The organism is Hyphomonas oceanitis SCH89, assembly GCF_000685295.1.
GTDB classification, from domain to species: domain Bacteria; phylum Pseudomonadota; class Alphaproteobacteria; order Caulobacterales; family Hyphomonadaceae; genus Hyphomonas; species Hyphomonas oceanitis.
On the sequence record NZ_ARYL01000011.1, the window covers coordinates 54,030 to 70,783 of the forward strand.

The window sequence follows — 16,754 nt, forward strand, 5'->3', positions numbered from 1 at the left end:
GAGGGGTTGCTGCAGTGCAGCGAAGCATGTCATCAGCACGAAACCTTAACCAAATGGCCCTAGCGGTTAACCAACTGCGGAAAACGGCGTCCCTGCCGTGTTTCCGCCAGATTTGGTGTTGAAACAGGGGCAGAGGCCGAGGCTTCGCGCCATCGGCACAGACTCATATGCAGTGCGCGTCCCGCACGCAGACTTCAAGGAGCAGGACATCTCATGGAATCCGAAGCGATTGGCACGGCGGCCAGCAATACTGACTTCTCGCTGCTTTCTCTCGTGTTTGACGCCGACCCCGTGGTCAAGCTCGTGCTCCTTTTCCTTCTCGGCGCCTCGATCTGGTCCTGGATGGTGATTGTCGAGAAGCTGTTCTCGCTGGGTGGCGCACGCCGCAAGGCGAAACAGTTCGAGGCCGCTTTCTGGGGCGGGCGTACGGAAGATTTCGACATGCGCCCCGGCCAGGTCGGCAGCGACGCCGCCGGCCGCGTCTTTGCTTCGGCGGCCCGCGAATGGTCAGACGCCAAGCGCGGCATGCCGGCGCCTGCTGAAGCCGCTGCACTGGTCAGCCGGGCAGAGCGCTCCATGCGGGCGACGGTTGATCGCGAGATCGGCAAGGCCGGCAAGGGGCTGGGCGTGCTTGCGACCATCGGGTCTGCGTCGCCCTTTATCGGCCTTTTCGGCACGGTCTGGGGCATCATGAACGCCTTCCTCAACATTGCCGCCCAACAGGATACGAGCCTCGGAACGGTTGCCGGCCCGATCGCGGAAGCCCTGTTCGCCACCGGCATGGGCCTGGTTGCGGCCATTCCGGCGGTCATTTTCTACAACAAGTTCACGGGCGACCTTACCAGCTTCGGTGACCAGCTCGACACGTTCTCGCAGGATGTGCTCGTGCGCCTGTCCCGCCGCGCCTCTGATCCCGGGAGGGACTAAGCCATGGGCATGATCCTCGGATCCGGCGGCAAGGGCGGACGTCGCGGACGTCGCTCGCTGAACGCTGAAATCAACGTCACGCCTTTCGTTGACGTCATGCTGGTGCTGCTGATCGTGTTCATGATCACGGCGCCGCTTCTGGTGCGCGGCGAGGACGTTGCCTTGCCGAAGACGCGGTCTGGCCCGATCAAGACCGAGCCGAATGACGCGCCGCTGGCGATCACCGTCAAGGCGGACGGCGCGATCTATATTCAGAACACGGAAGTGAGTGTTGATGAGCTTGGCGCCAAGCTCGCGGCCATTATTGGCGAGGGCTATGAGCAGCAGATGTATCTGCGTGCCGACGAGGCCACCCCTTATGGCCGGATCATGGAAGTGACGTCCGAAGTGCGCGCAGCGGGCTATACGCGGCTCGCCTTCGTGACCGAACAGAAGAAATAGCAGGACCTTTCCACACTCATGATGCGCGGTTTCACCCTTTCGGCCCTTCTCCACGCGAGCGTTATCGCGCTGGCCGTGATGTCGTGGCCGACGCAGAAAACCGAGTGCGACAAGGCCATCGAGAAGCTGAAGCGGGATGAGCCGGGCCTCGGGCCTGTCGATATCCTGATGCGGCTGCCGGAATGCGCGAGCGCCATCGACGTGCCCATCGAGTTTCTCGACATCGGACTGGTGACCAATGTGTCCGCCATTCCGAAGGCCGAAGTGCAGGAAGAGGCCGAGCCGGTGCCTGAAGAGGCGCCCGAGGAAGAGGCGGTCCCGGACGACCAGCCGGACCTGACGCCGGAGGAAGTCGACGCCAATGATACACGCGCCGAGGAACCGAGCGAGGATGACCTCGTTGTGGAAGATGAGAAGGCCGAGCCCGAGCCTGAACCGGAGCCTGTGAAGGAGCCGGAAAAGAAAAAGCCCGAGCCCAAGAAGGAAGAGAAGCTGGTCCAGAAGACAAAGCCAAAGTCGGAGACGGACGACCTCGACTTCCTCAATGATTTCGAGGACGTGCTGAAGACCAAGGCGCAGAACGAGCGCAAGGCGCCGCCGGCGCAGGAGCCGCCACGGATCGAGAAGCCCGTGCTGGCCGATGCCCAGCAGCCCCGCAAGGGCGCGGGCGACCGGACCGGCAATACCGCGTCGCTGCAGGCCGCTGTGCGCCGCCAGATCGGCTATTGCTGGAATGGCATCGACGACCTGCCGAAGGAAGACCAGATCAATGTCGTGGTGCGGCTGAAGCTCGCCCGCGACGGCTCGCTGTCCAACTCGGCCGATCTTGTGCTGCCCAAGTCCCGCCCCATTGGCCGGGCCGGTATCCCCGTTGACCTGGCGCTGAGGGCCGTGCGCAAGTGCGCCCCGTACAAGCTGCCGGCCGACGATTACGACCAGTGGAAAGAAATCGACGTGACAATCGGGCCCGAAAATTGACGGCCCATCCCATTATTCTAGGAGGCAAACGAATGAAACGTATCCTGATGGCGCTGGCGACAGCGTTCCTGTTCGCCACAAGTTTCGCGCTTCCCTCTGCGGCGCAGCTTCAGGTCCGTGTGACCGACGGCAACTTCACCCCCACGCCGCTGGCCATTCCGGATTTTCAGATCTCGGGCGCCAATGCCGAACTGGCCAAGCAGATCAGCGACGTCGTGCGCGCCGACCTGACCTCGACCGGCCTGTTCGAGATGCAGAACCCGGCTTCCTTCATCCAGAAGGACCTGTCGCTGGACGTGCAGCCGCGGTTTGCCGACTGGAAGATCATCAACACGGACGGCCTGGTCGTCGGGCAGTATGAAGAGCTTCCCGATGGCAAGATCGCCGTCTCGTTCCGCCTCTGGGACGTCTATGCCGGTGAAGTGATGCGCATCAATGGCCAGCCGGGTCGCCGTCTGACCACGACGCCTGACAACTGGCGCCGCATCGCGCACAAGATTGCCGACTCCATCTATACGCGCCTGACCGGTGAAGACCCGTATTTCGATACGCGCATCGTCTACATCGCCGAAACCGGCCCGAAATTGGAGCGCGTCAAGCGCCTCGCCATCATGGATAGCGATGGGGCCAACCAGCAATACCTGACGCCCGGTCGCAACACGGTGCTGACACCGCGCTTTTCGCCGTCGGCTCAGGAAATCACCTACATGTCCTATGAGGGCGGCAAGCCGCGCGTCTATCTCTTCAATATCGAGACCGGACGCCAGGAATTGCTCGGCAATTTCCCGGGCATGACCTTTGCGCCCCGTTTCTCGCGTGATGGCCAGAGCGTGCTGCTGACGCAGGCCCAGCGTGGCAATTCCGACATCTACATCATGAACCTCCGAACGCGGGAATCGCGCCGTCTGACGGATCACCCTGCGATTGATACATCGCCGTCCATGTCACCTGATGGCGATGCGATCGTGTTTACGTCCGACCGTGGCGGCAGCCCGCAGCTATATATAATGAATGCCGATGGCAGCCCGCGGACCTGTCCGTCGGGCGGTCGTGATGCGGCCTGCCGTATTACCTTCGGCAAGGGCAGCTATTCGACGCCCGTCTGGAGCCCGCGTGGCGATCTCGTTGCCTTCACGAAACAATCGGGCGGCAAGTTCTATATCGGCGTGATCGGTGTGGACGGAAAAGGCGAGCGCCTGCTCACCGAAGCCTACCTCGACGAGGGCCCGGACTGGTCGCCAAACGGCCGTGTCATCGTGTATTTCCGCGAATCACGTCCCGGTGCAGGCCCGCAACTCTGGTCAGTTGACCTGTCTGGCCGCAATGAGCAGCGCCTCAAAACGCAAACAGATGCGTCAGACCCTGCCTGGTCACCGCTTCTGCAGTAATAAAAGCAGCAAAAGCCCCCGGGAAAGGCCCCGGGGGCGTTGCTTTCAGGAGACAGACGGATAAAATTGTGCGAAACGGGGCGTGGTTCAGTCATCGCCCGATTATTGCCTGATTTCGTAATCATATGGAAATCAGACACGCGCTAGTCGTCGTCACGTTGACCAAACGCCCGCCGCAAGGCGCCTATATCGCTCTAAAGACATCCAGGGGAGTCTTAGCAATGCAAACCTCACTGAAACTTACCGTTGCCGCCGCCGTATTGCTTTCGCTCGGCGCATGCGCATCGAAACCCAAGCCTGTCGCAGAAGAAACCGCGCCAGTTGAAGTCGTTGACACAACGCCTGCTCCAACTGAGACAGTCGAAGAAACCGTTGTTGCACCTACCGGCCCGCTGGCTGGTTCGCTTGACGACTTCCGCGTGAACGTCGGCGAGCGCGTATACTACGATCTCGACGGCTACCGCCTCGACACCGACGATCAGGAAATCCTGAAACGTCAGGCCGCTTGGCTCGCGTCTTACCCGAAGGTCCGCATCCTCGTTGCAGGCAACTGTGATGAGCGTGGCACACGCGAATACAACCTCGCCCTCGGCGAGCGTCGCGCTTCGGTCGTGAAAGATTACCTCGTCAGCCTTGGCGTTGATCCTTCGCGCATCGACACGATCTCGTACGGCAAGGAACGCCCGATCGCTGCTGGCAGCGACGAGCAGTCCTGGGCCCTCAACCGTAACGGCTTCACGCAGATCGTTTCCGGCTCGACCAGCTAATCCGGACTGCTGACTTTACGACAATTTGCAGCCGGGTGCCTTATTTTGGCCCCGGCTGTTTTTGTATTGTGCTCATCTAAACGCGTGGAGAATTTGCATTGATGTTCAAAGCCCCGGCTGTCGCCTTCGCCTGTCTCATGCTTGCTGCCTCGCCCGCGATGGCGCAGCGTGGCGCCCCGATAACGCAGGGCGTAACCAGTTCAGACCTCTCCAGCCAGGTTGCCACCGTGCGCCAGCAGAACGCCGATCTGAAAGTTCAGGTCAATAATTTGCTTGGCGATATTATGACCCTGACGGGCCGTGTCGAGACGATGGAATTCCAGCTCTCGCAATCGCGCGACATGAATGACGGCCTGCAACGCGACAATGAATCCCTTTCCGACAGTATCGGCGAACTTCGCAGCCAGCTTGAGGCCCAGTCGCGCACGCTTGCCGCGCTTGAAGCCCGCCTTGGCGGCGCGGAGTATAGCGATCCGAGCGCTGACCCGTCCGCTGGCTATCCCGGCGCAACGCAAGGCAGCGATTATCCGGCGGCCTCGCCTGCTGCCCCCCGCGCTGGCGGCCTCGCCTCCGGACCGACGCAACTGATCAACCGGAATGCCGACGATTCTGTATCGGATGTGGCCAATCGCGCCTCCGGTGTGCGTGAGGCGCCGACCTCCGTATCGAACAATCCTTCCGAGGATGGCCTCAGCCTGCCATCGGGCTCGCTGGGCACGATTTCCGCCAGCGACCTGCCGGGCGAGGCGGGTCCGCTGTTTGCGGCAGCCAAGTCCAAGCTGATCCAGTTTGACTATGCCGGCGCCGAAGCGGCTTTCCGCCTCTTCCTCGAACGTTTCGGCAATGACCCGCAGGCCGGCGAAGCCCATTACTGGCTGGGCGAGACGCTCTACCAGCAGAAGGCTTATGCAGACAGCGGCGCCGCCTATACGACCATGATCCGCTCCTTCCCGAACGATCCGCGTGCGCCTGATGCACTGGTCAAACTCGCCCGGGACATGCGCCTGATCGGTGACAAGGAGAAGGCCTGCCTCGCGCTGGACACGCTGCCGAAACGCTATCCGAATGCTTCGGGCGTGACGCGCGACCTGTCTGCCGTCGAGCGGACCAAGTCCGGGTGCGACAACTAGAGGGGCTCGCGCCCCGTCTCGCCGCGTTTGACCGGCTGTGCCACGATGCGCGCGGTCCCGTCGGGATTGCGATTTCGGGCGGCAGCGATTCCCTCGCGCTTCTCTTCATTGCCCATGAATGGGCCCGTTCGCGCGGGCGCAAGCTGGCGGCGCTGACCTTTGACCACAGGCTGCGTACGGCGGCCGCAGGCGAGGCGGCGCGGGTCGCAACGATCTGCCGCGACCTGCATATTCCACACCAGACCCTGCGCTGGGACGATCCGGTTAACCGCCAGTCCTCGGCGCGGCGGGCGCGGCATGCGGCGCTGGCGTTGGCGTTGAAGGCGCAAGGTGGCACGCATTTGCTGACCGGACACACGGCCAATGACCAGGCAGAGACGTTCCTGATACGGGCGCGTCAGGGGTCCGGATGGTACGGTCTGGCGGGCATGCAGGCCCTTTCCATGTCCCCTGTGTGGCCGGAAGGGGAGGGTGTACGCATCGCGCGGCCTGTTCTTTCTGAAAACCGCGAAGATCTGCGCAGCCTGCTACATGCACGCGGGCAGGTATGGATCGAGGATCCGAGCAATGAAAACCTGGCCTATGAGCGGGTGCGCATGCGTCGGCTGCTCGCTGGGTCGCCCGAGACGGCGGCGCGGGTGAGGCGCTGCATGGCGGAGCTGGCAGGCCTGCGCGCGATCGAGGATCGGCGCCTTGGGCGCTGGCTGTGCGATCACGTTGTTATCAGCGAGGACGAAGGTGGGATCGAAACGGACCTGGGAGGGCTGTCCATGGATACGGCTGTGCGCGGGCTGGGTCTGCTGATCCAGGCTGTGACGGGGCGTGAGACGCCGCCGCGACGGGAGAATCTGGTCAGTCTGGCGGCGCGTCTGATGGCGGACACGGTTTTTGCGGGTGCGACACTTGGCGGGGCAAAGCTTGTCCGCAAGCAGGGGAGGGTCCACCTTATGCCTGAAGCGGGGCGGGATGGCCCGGAAACGCTGACGGCGCGGCGAATTGATAGTTTACGAAGCCTCTATGCAGCCAGCGCATGACTATTGCTGCGTGTTAAGCCGAAAGGAGTCGTTTTTGTGTAATGCTGCTCCTATGTTAAAGATCAAGTATCCCTGTAAACGGAAAGAGCTGATATGAGCGTGCGAAATCTTGCCATCTGGGGGGCGATTGCCCTGCTTGTTATCGGCATGGCCGTTGCGATGGGCGGATCTTCCGAAGCCGACCATGCCGACAAGGCCAAACTGTCTGAAATCTACAAGCTGATCGATTCCGGCCAGATCACGGAAGCCACGCTTGGCGACCAGCAGATCGTCGTGAAAACGACCGACAACCGGACGCTCGTCAGCGAGCTGCGCGGCCTCGACATGGAAACGCAAGGCGTGCTGGTCAAAGAAGGTGTCCCGTTCTCGGTTGACGCTGATAGCGGCCGCAATGGTGTCGCCTCGCTGATCTTCTCGATCCTGCCAATCCTCCTGATCGTCGGCTTTGTCTTCTTCATGATGCGCCAGATGCAGGGCGGCGGCGGACGCGGCGCGATGAGCTTCGGCAAATCGCGGGCCCGCCTTCTGACCGAGAAGCATGGCCGCGTCACGTTTGATGATGTGGCCGGTGTCGATGAGGCCAAGGAAGAGCTGCAGGAGATTGTTGAATTCCTGCAGGACCCTTCGAAATTCCAGCGCCTCGGCGGCAAGATCCCGAAAGGCGCGCTGCTGGTCGGTCCTCCCGGTACAGGTAAGACACTTCTCGCCCGCGCTGTTGCAGGTGAAGCTGGTGTGCCGTTCTTCACGATCTCCGGTTCAGACTTTGTCGAAATGTTTGTCGGCGTTGGCGCGAGCCGCGTGCGTGACATGTTCGAGCAGGCCAAGCGCTCCGCGCCGTGCATCATCTTCATCGACGAGATCGACGCTGTCGGTCGTTCGCGTGGCGCAGGCCTTGGCGGCGGCAATGACGAGCGCGAGCAGACGCTGAACCAGCTCCTCGTCGAGATGGACGGCTTCGAAGCCAATGAAGGCATCATCCTGGTCGCCGCGACCAACCGGCCTGACGTGCTGGACCCGGCGCTGCTGCGTCCCGGTCGTTTCGACCGCCAGATCACTGTCGGCAATCCTGACATTATCGGCCGCGAGAAAATCCTGCGCGTTCACATGCGCAATGTGCCACTGGCCAAGGATGTCGACTCCAAGACGATCGCGCGCGGTACACCCGGCTTCTCGGGTGCTGACCTTGCGAACCTGGTCAACGAGGCGGCCCTTCTGGCGGCTCGCCGCGGCAAGCGTGTTGTTGCCATGGCCGAGTTCGAGGACGCAAAAGACAAGGTCCTGATGGGCCCTGAGCGCCGCTCTATGGTGATGTCTGAAAAAGAAAAAGAGCTGACGGCCTGGCACGAAGCCGGTCACGCCATCGTGGCGATGAAAGTGCCGTCGGCCGATCCGGTCCACAAGGCGACGATCATTCCGCGCGGACGTGCGCTCGGCATGGTCATGCAGCTGCCGGAAGACGACAAGCTGTCCATGTCCAAGATCGAGATGACCAGCCGCCTGGCCATCATGATGGGCGGACGTGTCGCCGAGGAACTGAAATTCGGCCATGATAATGTCACCGCTGGCGCCGCTTCCGATATCCAGCAGGCCACAAGGCTTGCGCGGGCGATGGTCACGCGCTGGGGCTTTGCCGACAATATCGGCCCGGTGGACTATGGCTCGGACCAGGGCGACGTGTTCCTTGGCCAGCAGCTGATGCAGTCTTCGCATGTTTCGGAAGACACATCGCGCAAGATCGAGGAAGAAGTTCGCAAGCTGATCCAGACCGGTATGGACGAAGCCCGCCGCATCATGACCGACACGCGTCGCGACTGGGAGATCATTGCCGAAGGCCTGCTCGAGTATGAGACACTGTCGGGCTTCGAGATGGCGGAATTGCTGAAGGGCAACAAGCCAACGCGTCCTGATCTGACAGATGATGATTCCGGCCCGGCCTCTGCCGTTCCGATCACCGGCAAGCGCCGCAAGCCGAAGGGCGATGCCGGCCTTGGCGATACCGAGCCGAACCCGGCCTGACGTCTGCCAGATATTAGGAATTGAAATGGGGCGCAGCCAGTCTAGGCTGCGCCCCATGCTTTTGCGCTCATGTCTTGGCGGCCTTGCGGCCCTTTCCGTTTCGTCCTGCATCCCGTCTCCCGAGGCGGAGTTCTGGGGCCGCGTCTCGTCGCTCTGTGGCGAAGCCTTTGAAGGGGAGATCGTCAGCGAGGATGCGGCAGACGATGACTGGCGCAGCCAGCGTATCGTCATGCATGTGCGCGACTGTTCGAAATCGGAGATACGCATTCCGCTGTCGGTGGGGGAGGATACGTCACGCACCTGGGTGCTGACACGCGGGGCCGATGGACTGGCCCTGCATCATGAGCACCGGCATGCCGATGGCAGCCTTGATGCGGTGACGGGCTATGGCGGGACATCGGCGGATTACAGCAGCGGCTCGCGGCAGAATTTCCCGGCGGATGAAGCGACCAAGGCCCTGTTCGATGAGGCGGGCATTCCGGAATCCAAGGCCAATATCTGGGCCGTGGAAGTGCGCCCGGCCCATACGCTGTTTGCCTATGAGCTGGAGCGGCCGGGGCGTTTCTTTCGGCTTGAATTTGATACGGCCAAGCCCGTCACGCCGCCGGAGCCGGTTGAGGCGACTGACTAGTCGAGAATATGCGGCAGTCTTTTCTTCCGGCTGCCGCTTGCCCGCGCCGTGGTGATCAGGTGCGGCGCGACACGCAGGGTGCGCGTGGCGATGGAAATCTCCATCAGGAAATAGACTAGCCCGGCCACCAGTACGCCCATCGAAGCGACGAAGAGTACGGCGACGAGGTTTGAGACGTCGGTGCGGATCAGCTGGCCGGTAAACAGGATGACGATGACGAGACAGATCAGCAGGGCCGAGAGCGTCGACAGCGTGACGGCCCGGTTGATGCGGATCATGCGCTGGTCGATGGCGGCGAGTTCCAGCACGTGGGCTTTACGGGCCTCTTCGCCGAGATCGGCCAGGAAGCCTTCAACCTTGCGCCAGCGGTCAACGACGCGGCCAAGGCGGTTGGCCATGACATTGAGCAGAGCGCCGATGCCTGCAAGCAGGAAGACCGGCGCGATGGCGAGCTGGATGATGTGGGAAATATCGGCGGGTACGGAAATGGGCATGGCATAAGGCTTCGCCTTGTCACGCGCTCACGTCAAGTATTGCCTTATGCCTCCTAGGCTTTTGCACTGGGCCGGGCGGATACGGCGGCATGCCACCGTTTGAGATGCACAAGGCTCTCGTCCGGGGGCACGCCGACAAGGCCGGCGCCAAAATCATAAGTGGCGAGGGCGACGGCATCGGCGACGGTATAGGTGTCGCCTGCGATGAACGCGTGTTTCGCCAGCTGGTCGTCGAACAATTTGTAGCCGATGGCGGTGCGGGCGCGGTTCTGCGCGGCGGCTTCGGGAATCTGGCGGATGAGCTTTGCCGTCAGCGGGTGGCCATGGATCCAGACCATGCCGATGGGCGACATCAGGTTCAGCTCGACCCGGCGCAGCCACATGTCGACGATGGCCTTGCCCTTGGCGCCGGTGCCGAAGAGGGGCGGGGTCGGGTGCAATTCCTCGAAATAGCGGCAGATGGAAACGCTTTCCGAAATGCAGCTGCCATCGTCCAGCTCCAGCACGGGCAGGCCGCCGACAGGGTTCTTGGCGAGGAAATCCGGCTGCCGGTTCTGGCGGGCCATCATGTCCACCTGCTCGATAGGCACGTGGAGGCCCTTCTCGGCGAGATAGATGCGGACGCGGCGCGGATTCGGGGCACGGGTGCTGTCGTAAAGGATCATGGGGAGGACTGTAGACCCGCGACGCAGGCCGGGGAAGGGGCGTCAGACCCAGAGCTGGGGCTGCGCGTCGATCACGGCTTCGGCGCACTCATCATCCCAGGGGTAGAGGCCGCCCAGGTCGCCGGGCCAGACGAGCTGGACGACGCCCGGATGGCCGCGATGGCCGAGGCGCTGCCAATACCAGTCGGCATAGGGCACATAGTCCGTGAACAGCTTGGGATGGCCGGCTTTCTTGCCGACACAGTCATGGTCTTCGAGGAGGCCTTGCCAGTGCTGCTCGCCTTCCACCTTGCGGCCGGCCTTTATCTGGCGGAACACTTCCCAGAGCATGCCGTGCATCACGTCGCGGTGGAGGCCGAAGACGATGAATTCCGGCGCGTTCAGCGTGTGGCTGAAGCCGATGGAATAGGTGAAGTTCGGTTTTGAGAGTTCGGGATCGAACACATGCAGGCTGTGCCAGCCATGCGTCTCGATGTTCGAGAGGATGCGGTGTTCGGCGGCGGTGAGGTCTGGCGCGTCCATGGGGGCATGACGGCGTGTGCCGGGCGCGGGGTCAAGCGCGGTAAGCCTACATGTCCGAGATTTAAGGCTGGGCCTACTTCGCGAAAAGCTGGCCGATATCGGCAAAGGCCTTCAGCTCGATCGCGTTTCCGGCGGGATCGTGGAAGAACATGGTGGCCTGTTCGCCGGGCTGGCCCTTGAAGCGGACATAGGGCGCAATCAGGAATTCCACTTTGCCTTCAAGGCGCTGGGCCATGGCCTGCCAGTCTTCCATCGGGAGCACGAGGCCGAAATGGCGCACGGGCACCCCGTGGCCGTCGACGGCATTGGTGGTGGCGGCGCGGCATTCCTCTGGCGCCAGATGGGTGACGATCTGGTGGCCGTGGAAATCGAAGTCGATCCAGTCTGGCGAGCTGCGCCCCTCCGGGCAGCCGAGCAGGTCGCCATAGAAGGCGCGGGCGGCGGCGAGATCGTCAACGGGGAAGGCGAGGTGGAACGGGGCGACGGGCATGGGCGGCGGGCCTTCGGAATGGCTGCGGGACTGGCAGTATTCTTAAGGCGGCCGGGGCGAAGCGCAACTGCCAGCACGTGCGGCCACAGGCCCTTGGGGCGTGCGGCGGGGGAGGCGTGAATTCCGGTTGAGGGGCGGGCGTCAGGACGTGTCGGGGCTGAACGGTATCCGAAGGATGCCCGGAAAATGCCCGGACACAGCCCGAACGATGCCCGGAGCGTGCCCGGACGCATCCGAAGCCACGGGAAGGGCAAGCCGTTCCCATGCGAACTGTTCCGGCGGCGTGTAGGCATAGCGGCCTTCCGGCGCCGGGGCGTCGGAGATGGCGGTAATGTAGACTTTGCCGGTGCGGTTCGAGACCGAGAAGAGCACGTCGCGCTTGTTTGCGTTTATCCAGCGCTCGAGACCCCATAGCTGCAGCCACAGATAGGGCCAGAGATAGAGGGGCACGGCAGCAAAGAGGCGGGCGCGGGTTTCAGGTGTCATGGGGCGCAGTATAGGCGCGCGGCGAGGGGGTGCGGAGAACGGCGGCCTCTCCCGCACGCAAAGCCATAGGCGGCGGCGCGTGCATGAGGGCTTGTCCGCAGGAGAGCGCAGGCGTAAACATCCGCCGCCGCCGACCGATGCAATGGGCACAAACGGGCGGCGGAGCTTTCAAGCACATTCCATGACCGACCCGGCCTATGACTGCGTGTCCTGCGGTGCCTGCTGTTTCAGCCGGCACCCGCGCTACCTTGCCTTGCTGCCCTATGACGCCTCGCGCAGCCTGCCGGCCGAGAGCCTGTTCGCCGAGGGCGGGCAGACCTATGTGAAGTTTGAATGCGGGCGCTGCGTGAACCTGCAGCTGGCCGATGGAAAGGCCGTATGCGGCGTGTATGAAGACCGGCCCGAAGCCTGCCGCGCCTTCCGGGCGGGCAGTTTCGAGTGCGGCAAGGCCCGGCGCGCGAACGGCATATTGGGGGCTAATGTGCGCACACCTGAGGGCGAGGCGGCCTGACACGGCGCTTGCGCCATGACGGGTGTTCGTGAGAGCGTTCCTGCAAAACGGCGGGGAGGCCATGGCGATGACGGCAGTATTTTTCTGGGCAGCGGCGGGCGTGGCGACGCTGACCGTGTTCATCCATGTCTTCCTGGGCGGGGCGAAATTCGTGCGGCCGTTTCTCGCGGTGGAAATGGAGCCGGGCCTCAAATGGCTGGCCTACCTGATGTGGCACCTCGGCACGGTGTCGACCCTCTTCATCGCGCTCGGCTTTGCGGCAGGCGCGGTGCACCCGGAACATGCCGACTATGCCGCCATCGCGACGGCGGGCGCGGCGGGCTTTGTGTGCGTTGCGCTGTTCACGGCAGTGAAATCCGGCCTCTCGCCCCTGCGCTTCCCGGTCATCCCTATGTTCAGCCTCGTGACAGGGCTGGGGCTGGCGGGGTTGTTTGTTTAAGGGGTGGGCATGGCCTTCTACGTGTACATCATGGCGAGCCAGAAGATTGGTACGCTCTATACGGGGCACACCGATGACATCGCCTATCGTACATGGAACCATCGCGAAGGACGCGGCGCGGCCTTTACACGGCAGCACAGTGTCAAACGCCTCGTCTGGTATGAGGTGCACGAGAGCCGCGAGAGCGCGAAGACGCGTGAATACCAGATCAAGAAATGGAAGCGCGCCTGGAAAATCCGCCTGATCGAGGAGGCGAACCCGGATTGGCGCGATCTCTACTTCACGCTGAACCAGTAAGCGCGAATCCCCCTCGCCACCCGAGGATGCCTGCGTAGCTGCGGAGGGAACAGCAATCGCATTGCGATTGCCCCGGAGCAGGCCCAAGCGCAAGCGCCGGGCGTATCCATGGCCTGAACTTTGCCAATGCGCCTTGGCTCAAACGCCAGTTCATGGACCCCTGCCTGCGCAGGGGCCATCGGGGGGAGGGCTGGGTGTGCGGAGGGGGAGAGGGGTGTGTGGTGAGGCAAATGGTGGGTATCGCTTCGCAGTGACCGTACCCTGCAATTCCAGAAATCCTCTCACCCCCCGAGGATACCTGCGCAGGCAGGTATCCATGGCCTGAACTTTGCCAATGCGCGTTGGCTCAAACGCCAGTCCATGGACCCCTGCCTTCGCAGGGGCCATCGGGGGGAGAGTTGGGTGTGCGGATGGGGAGAGGGGTGTGTGGCGAGCAAATGGTGGGTATCGCTGCGCTCAACCCACCCTACGCTTGCTAGAATGGTATCTGGTCGTCCAAATCTTGAGTGAATACCCTCGGCCCAGGTCTTTTTATCGCGTCCAAGCGGCTGCCGATATTGGCGACCACCACTTCTCGCTTGTTACCCGTTAAGCCTTTCAGCAGCCTCAAGAACTGATCGACCAATTCGACATTAATGGGCAAATTTTTGTAGTACTTGAATCCACCTTTTACGAAGACTCTGCAGATCGCTGCAGGGTCGGGCAAAAACTCTTCAAGCATGACCGTCTTGTGAAGGGCTTCCAACTCTTCAATTAGTGCCGAAGCATCTCGGGAATATGTGGCATTAGGATCAATCTCGGAAAAAGCGCCAAATAGCTCATCCGCGAAACTTCTATACAACATAATTTCCTGAGGGCTGAACTCAATAGTCTCAAAAAGCTCCTGATTGAGTGCCGTGAAGATTTGGCCAAAGCTCTCAAAACGCGTTCCCCGCGATGGAGCGCACATTTTAGCGATCATCTTCGCATACTTTGTACCAGTTAGAGATGCATCAGACAAAATGCGTTCGAATAATTTCCCGACGAAATACACCTCTGTCTGAAAATCATATATTGAATTCGCAAATTCCGGCGGCACTTCGCACCACCAGTTTAAACTTATACTCTTGCCCTCATCTTCCGCATCAAGATCGATTGCTTTTCCAAATCCGAAGTCGATAATCTTTGGCTCGCCGCTATCGGTGACCATTAGGTTTGTTGGTCGAATATCTCTGTGAAGAATTCCCTTGATCTCAAGATGCTCAAATCCACTTATGACCTTCTCGAATATTACGTCGAAGCTCAATGGATTTTGTTCAATATAGGTCTCTATGTCTGTGCCCGAAACAAACTCCATTACAATGTAAGAAGTTTTTTGCTTCTGGTAATCGAAGAAATTGAAAACGCGTACTATGTTCGGATGATTGAGCTGGAAAAGGATGCGTGCCTCATCTCGAAACCGATCCATGAGATTTTTAAACAGTTCAGGGTTCGACTCCTGAGTGACCACTGGACAGTATTTTTTGACAACTAAATCAACATTCATATCGTCATCGTGGACAAGAACGGTTTCGCCGCATGCGCCTCGACCCAGCACACGGACGGTCTGATACTTTTTAGGTCTATCGAATTCGATTTCGCGTTTAAACTGTTGGCTTTTCATTATCAGGCTCACGTAGCATTCTACTTATCGTAGATCGATTCGGATAGCAGGGGCGCTAGTGAATGGATAAACCAGTTCACCCCCCTTTGACGAATATGTACTGCCTCTCCCGGCATGAGTTTTTGATTTTCCGCGCGTCCGCGCGGACGTTGACGGCACTCTTTGTTGAGTAAGATATTAGCCACCCCCTACACCATCTCCAGCAATCCGTTCCTGTAGAGGGTTTGCAGGTGGAGGATGATGTCCTTGGGGGGCGGGGCGGTGGCGCTTTCGGGCCAGGTGATGACGTCCGGGAGGGTGAAGCCGGCGGTTTCGGTCGTCATGCGGCGGAGGATGGGGGCGAGCGTGGCGGGGAAGGTGAGCAGGCCGCCGTCGCAGGGCAGGGCCAGCGTGTCGCCGGTTTCGATGAAGCGCAGGGGCGCGGCGCGGGCGACACGGAAGCGGTCTTCCGCCGTGGCGCGGGGCAGGGGCTGGACGGGGTCTGGCGTCCAGCCCGTATAGGGGCCGTCGGTGAGGGCGTCGAGCCAGGGGCGCGCCATGCCTTGCGGATTGTCGATGATGGCGCGGGCCTGCGTGTAAAACTCGTCGAGCCGCGCGCGCATATAGGCGGCGACGGGGGGCGGCATGCGGCCGTCAATCGCGCCGACCGTGGCGGGCGGGCCGCCGCGCCACTGGTCACTCGCACTGGCAAATTCCAGCAGCAGGGGGGCGAGCTGGTCGAACAGGTTGCGGGGGGCGAAGTAGACGTTGAGGGCGAGCGACACGCCGATGCCGCGGGCCGAATGCCACGCCCCGGCGGGCAGGCAGAGCAGGTCTCCGGGGCTTAGCTCCACGGTGCGGAAGGTCATGCTGGCGGGGGGCGTGCCGGGGTCTGCGGCGGCGGAGACGATCTGGCCGTCTTTATACGTGGCGTTCGCGTCGGGCCAGGGGCGCGCGGCCTCTGTGGAGAAGGTCCAGCGCTTTTTGCCCGCGATCTGGAGCGTGGTGGCGACGCGCCGGTCATAGTGCATGGGCAGGCCCGCGCCATCGGGCGAGACATAGCAATTGACGCCCACCGTGCCGGAGAAGTTGAGCTGGGTACGGAGGGCCTGCGCCCAGCGGGCAAGCGCGGGATCGGCCATGTGGATATTGGTGATGCAGACGGTCGCGCCGGCGGTCAGCAGCTCGGTGACCTGGGGGATCTGCGCCTCGAACATGGGGCGGCGGCTGCCATCGGCCTCGCCGCCCGCGAAGGAGGCCATGAGGTTGAAGCGCCGGTCCTGCAGGGTCTCGCCGCGCGCGAGGGCCTGCTTCAGCCGCGCCCAGCTGAAGATGTGGGCGAACTTGGTCTCGGGGCCTTCGACATTGAGCGACTGGCGGGCGAAATAGTCAGTGGCGAAGGCCTCGGGCGTCAGGGGGCTGAGCAGGGCCTCCAGCTCGCGGCCGGTGAGGGGCGCGGGCGGGGCGGCCGCGTCAGGCGCGCCGGGGCCGAGCAGGGCGTTGAAGTCTGTCTGGGTCATGGGATATGCGCCGCCGGATTACCTTACGTTGAGCCGAGGCCTAGACGTAAACGGTATCAGGGCGGGGCTCAAGGCGGGGGCGTGGGGGGAGGCTGCGGCAAGCCGGGAATCCGTGGGCTGGGCTAGCCGAAGGCGTAACCCACTAAGCGATGTGTGTGGCGCGGACGAGCGGTGGGGATCGCTGCGCCGAGACAGTGCCCCGCAATTCCCGAAACCCTCTCGCCACCCGAGGATACCTGCGAAGGCAGGTATCCATGGACCGAACTTTCCTCCCGCACTTTGGCTCAAACGCCAGTCCATGGACCCCTGCCTTCGCAGGGGTCATCGGGGGGAGGGTTGGGTGTGCGGACGGGGAGAGGGGTGTGTGGCGAGAGCTCACTATGGCTGCCGCTCCCTT

At 62.1% G+C, this 16,754-nt stretch carries 19 protein-coding genes; 12 read left to right on the forward strand and 7 right to left on the reverse strand.

All coding sequences use genetic code 11. The features are described 5' to 3' along the window. The first annotated feature begins 213 nt into the window (after window positions 1-213). The 9 genes from HOC_RS08720 (at window position 214) to HOC_RS08760 (ending at window position 9,312) form a co-directional block, all read left to right on the forward strand. On the forward strand, window positions 214-927 hold the full coding sequence (locus HOC_RS08720; RefSeq protein WP_035537621.1) for a MotA/TolQ/ExbB proton channel family protein: 714 nt from the start codon (window positions 214-216) through the stop codon (window positions 925-927). A 3-nt stretch (window positions 928-930) separates the two neighbouring features. Then, window positions 931-1,368 (forward strand): ExbD/TolR family protein, encoded by a 438-nt coding sequence (locus HOC_RS08725; RefSeq protein WP_035537624.1) that lies wholly within the window; start codon window positions 931-933, stop codon window positions 1,366-1,368. Between the two features lie 18 nt (window positions 1,369-1,386). After that, window positions 1,387-2,346: a cell envelope integrity protein TolA gene (locus tag HOC_RS08730; RefSeq protein WP_035537625.1), complete on the forward strand. Its 960-nt coding sequence runs from the start codon at window positions 1,387-1,389 to the stop codon at window positions 2,344-2,346. A gap of 32 nt (window positions 2,347-2,378) precedes the next feature. Further along, a complete protein-coding gene (tolB, locus tag HOC_RS08735) occupies window positions 2,379-3,734 on the forward strand; it encodes a Tol-Pal system beta propeller repeat protein TolB (protein ID WP_035537626.1) in 1,356 nt (451 codons plus the stop codon). A 221-nt stretch (window positions 3,735-3,955) separates the two neighbouring features. Continuing rightward, window positions 3,956-4,501, forward strand: coding sequence for a peptidoglycan-associated lipoprotein Pal (gene pal / locus HOC_RS08740; protein ID WP_035537627.1), 546 nt, complete (start codon window positions 3,956-3,958; stop codon window positions 4,499-4,501). 101 nt (window positions 4,502-4,602) lie between these two features. Continuing rightward, window positions 4,603-5,631 (forward strand): tol-pal system protein YbgF, encoded by a 1,029-nt coding sequence (gene ybgF / locus HOC_RS08745; RefSeq protein ID WP_035537628.1) that lies wholly within the window; start codon window positions 4,603-4,605, stop codon window positions 5,629-5,631. Then, window positions 5,619-6,665, forward strand: coding sequence for a tRNA lysidine(34) synthetase TilS (gene tilS, locus HOC_RS21160; protein ID WP_051624668.1), 1,047 nt, complete (start codon window positions 5,619-5,621; stop codon window positions 6,663-6,665). The genes ybgF and tilS overlap by 13 nt, the downstream gene beginning before the upstream one ends. Window positions 6,666-6,758: 93 nt before the next feature. Beyond that, a complete protein-coding gene (ftsH, locus tag HOC_RS08755) occupies window positions 6,759-8,681 on the forward strand; it encodes an ATP-dependent zinc metalloprotease FtsH (protein WP_035537629.1) in 1,923 nt (640 codons plus the stop codon). A gap of 55 nt (window positions 8,682-8,736) precedes the next feature. Beyond that, window positions 8,737-9,312, forward strand: coding sequence for a hypothetical protein (locus tag HOC_RS08760; protein ID WP_035537630.1), 576 nt, complete (start codon window positions 8,737-8,739; stop codon window positions 9,310-9,312). On the opposite strand, the gene HOC_RS08765 is transcribed toward HOC_RS08760, so the two are convergent. The 5 genes from HOC_RS08765 to HOC_RS08785 all read right to left on the reverse strand — a co-directional run bounded on the left by HOC_RS08765 (window position 9,309) and on the right by HOC_RS08785 (window position 11,969). Then, the gene (locus HOC_RS08765; RefSeq protein WP_051624669.1) at window positions 9,309-9,806 is read right to left on the reverse strand and encodes a DUF2721 domain-containing protein; all 498 of its coding nucleotides are present in this window, start codon (window positions 9,804-9,806) and stop codon (window positions 9,309-9,311) included. The genes HOC_RS08760 and HOC_RS08765 overlap by 4 nt on opposite strands. Before the next feature lie 53 nt (window positions 9,807-9,859). Then, window positions 9,860-10,471: a glutathione S-transferase family protein gene (locus HOC_RS08770; RefSeq protein ID WP_035537632.1), complete on the reverse strand. Its 612-nt coding sequence runs from the start codon at window positions 10,469-10,471 to the stop codon at window positions 9,860-9,862. A 42-nt stretch (window positions 10,472-10,513) separates the two neighbouring features. Continuing rightward, window positions 10,514-10,993 carry a DUF4262 domain-containing protein gene (locus HOC_RS08775; protein WP_035537634.1) on the reverse strand — a complete coding sequence of 160 codons (480 nt, stop codon included), beginning with the start codon at window positions 10,991-10,993 and terminating at the stop codon, window positions 10,514-10,516. A gap of 73 nt (window positions 10,994-11,066) precedes the next feature. Then, window positions 11,067-11,483 carry a VOC family protein gene (locus tag HOC_RS08780; RefSeq protein WP_035537636.1) on the reverse strand — a complete coding sequence of 139 codons (417 nt, stop codon included), beginning with the start codon at window positions 11,481-11,483 and terminating at the stop codon, window positions 11,067-11,069. A 141-nt stretch (window positions 11,484-11,624) separates the two neighbouring features. After that, window positions 11,625-11,969: a hypothetical protein gene (locus HOC_RS08785; RefSeq protein ID WP_035537638.1), complete on the reverse strand. Its 345-nt coding sequence runs from the start codon at window positions 11,967-11,969 to the stop codon at window positions 11,625-11,627. Window positions 11,970-12,150: 181 nt separating this feature from the next. On the opposite strand from HOC_RS08785, the gene HOC_RS22390 reads away from it, so the two are divergent. The 3 genes from HOC_RS22390 to HOC_RS08800 all read left to right on the forward strand — a co-directional run bounded on the left by HOC_RS22390 (window position 12,151) and on the right by HOC_RS08800 (window position 13,216). Next, entirely contained in the window at window positions 12,151-12,480 is a 330-nt protein-coding gene (locus HOC_RS22390; RefSeq protein WP_035537641.1) for a YkgJ family cysteine cluster protein, read from the forward strand. A 67-nt stretch (window positions 12,481-12,547) separates the two neighbouring features. Beyond that, window positions 12,548-12,919 (forward strand): hypothetical protein, encoded by a 372-nt coding sequence (locus HOC_RS08795; RefSeq protein WP_156950432.1) that lies wholly within the window; start codon window positions 12,548-12,550, stop codon window positions 12,917-12,919. 9 nt (window positions 12,920-12,928) lie between these two features. Beyond that, the gene (locus HOC_RS08800) at window positions 12,929-13,216 is read left to right on the forward strand and encodes a GIY-YIG nuclease family protein (RefSeq protein WP_035537644.1); all 288 of its coding nucleotides are present in this window, start codon (window positions 12,929-12,931) and stop codon (window positions 13,214-13,216) included. Window positions 13,217-13,691: 475 nt separating this feature from the next. Here HOC_RS08800 and HOC_RS08805 read toward each other — a convergent pair whose 3' ends face one another. After that, window positions 13,692-14,858: a protein kinase domain-containing protein gene (locus tag HOC_RS08805; RefSeq protein WP_051624670.1), complete on the reverse strand. Its 1,167-nt coding sequence runs from the start codon at window positions 14,856-14,858 to the stop codon at window positions 13,692-13,694. 188 nt (window positions 14,859-15,046) lie between these two features. Beyond that, on the reverse strand, window positions 15,047-16,357 hold the full coding sequence (locus HOC_RS08810) for a JmjC domain-containing protein (RefSeq protein WP_035537646.1): 1,311 nt from the start codon (window positions 16,355-16,357) through the stop codon (window positions 15,047-15,049). Window positions 16,358-16,754: the final 397 nt, after the last annotated feature.

Excerpts from the sequence above, each read along its gene's own strand:
- HOC_RS08720 (WP_035537621.1), top strand. The coding sequence starts at position 214 with ATGGAATCCGAAGCGATTGGCACGGCGGCCAGCAATACTGACTTCTCG.
- HOC_RS08725 (WP_035537624.1), top strand. The coding sequence starts at position 931 with ATGGGCATGATCCTCGGATCCGGCGGCAAGGGCGGACGTCGCGGACGT.
- HOC_RS08730 (WP_035537625.1), top strand. The coding sequence starts at position 1,387 with ATGATGCGCGGTTTCACCCTTTCGGCCCTTCTCCACGCGAGCGTTATC.
- tolB (WP_035537626.1), top strand. The coding sequence starts at position 2,379 with ATGAAACGTATCCTGATGGCGCTGGCGACAGCGTTCCTGTTCGCCACA.
- pal (WP_035537627.1), top strand. The coding sequence starts at position 3,956 with ATGCAAACCTCACTGAAACTTACCGTTGCCGCCGCCGTATTGCTTTCG.
- ybgF (WP_035537628.1), top strand. The coding sequence starts at position 4,603 with ATGTTCAAAGCCCCGGCTGTCGCCTTCGCCTGTCTCATGCTTGCTGCC.
- ftsH (WP_035537629.1), top strand. The coding sequence starts at position 6,759 with ATGAGCGTGCGAAATCTTGCCATCTGGGGGGCGATTGCCCTGCTTGTT.
- HOC_RS08760 (WP_035537630.1), top strand. The coding sequence starts at position 8,737 with ATGCTTTTGCGCTCATGTCTTGGCGGCCTTGCGGCCCTTTCCGTTTCG.
- HOC_RS08765 (WP_051624669.1), bottom strand. The coding sequence starts at position 9,806 with ATGCCCATTTCCGTACCCGCCGATATTTCCCACATCATCCAGCTCGCC.
- HOC_RS08770 (WP_035537632.1), bottom strand. The coding sequence starts at position 10,471 with ATGATCCTTTACGACAGCACCCGTGCCCCGAATCCGCGCCGCGTCCGC.
- HOC_RS08775 (WP_035537634.1), bottom strand. The coding sequence starts at position 10,993 with ATGGACGCGCCAGACCTCACCGCCGCCGAACACCGCATCCTCTCGAAC.
- HOC_RS08780 (WP_035537636.1), bottom strand. The coding sequence starts at position 11,483 with ATGCCCGTCGCCCCGTTCCACCTCGCCTTCCCCGTTGACGATCTCGCC.
- HOC_RS08785 (WP_035537638.1), bottom strand. The coding sequence starts at position 11,969 with ATGACACCTGAAACCCGCGCCCGCCTCTTTGCTGCCGTGCCCCTCTAT.
- HOC_RS22390 (WP_035537641.1), top strand. The coding sequence starts at position 12,151 with ATGACCGACCCGGCCTATGACTGCGTGTCCTGCGGTGCCTGCTGTTTC.
- HOC_RS08795 (WP_156950432.1), top strand. The coding sequence starts at position 12,548 with ATGACGGCAGTATTTTTCTGGGCAGCGGCGGGCGTGGCGACGCTGACC.
- HOC_RS08800 (WP_035537644.1), top strand. The coding sequence starts at position 12,929 with ATGGCCTTCTACGTGTACATCATGGCGAGCCAGAAGATTGGTACGCTC.
- HOC_RS08805 (WP_051624670.1), bottom strand. The coding sequence starts at position 14,858 with ATGAAAAGCCAACAGTTTAAACGCGAAATCGAATTCGATAGACCTAAA.
- HOC_RS08810 (WP_035537646.1), bottom strand. The coding sequence starts at position 16,357 with ATGACCCAGACAGACTTCAACGCCCTGCTCGGCCCCGGCGCGCCTGAC.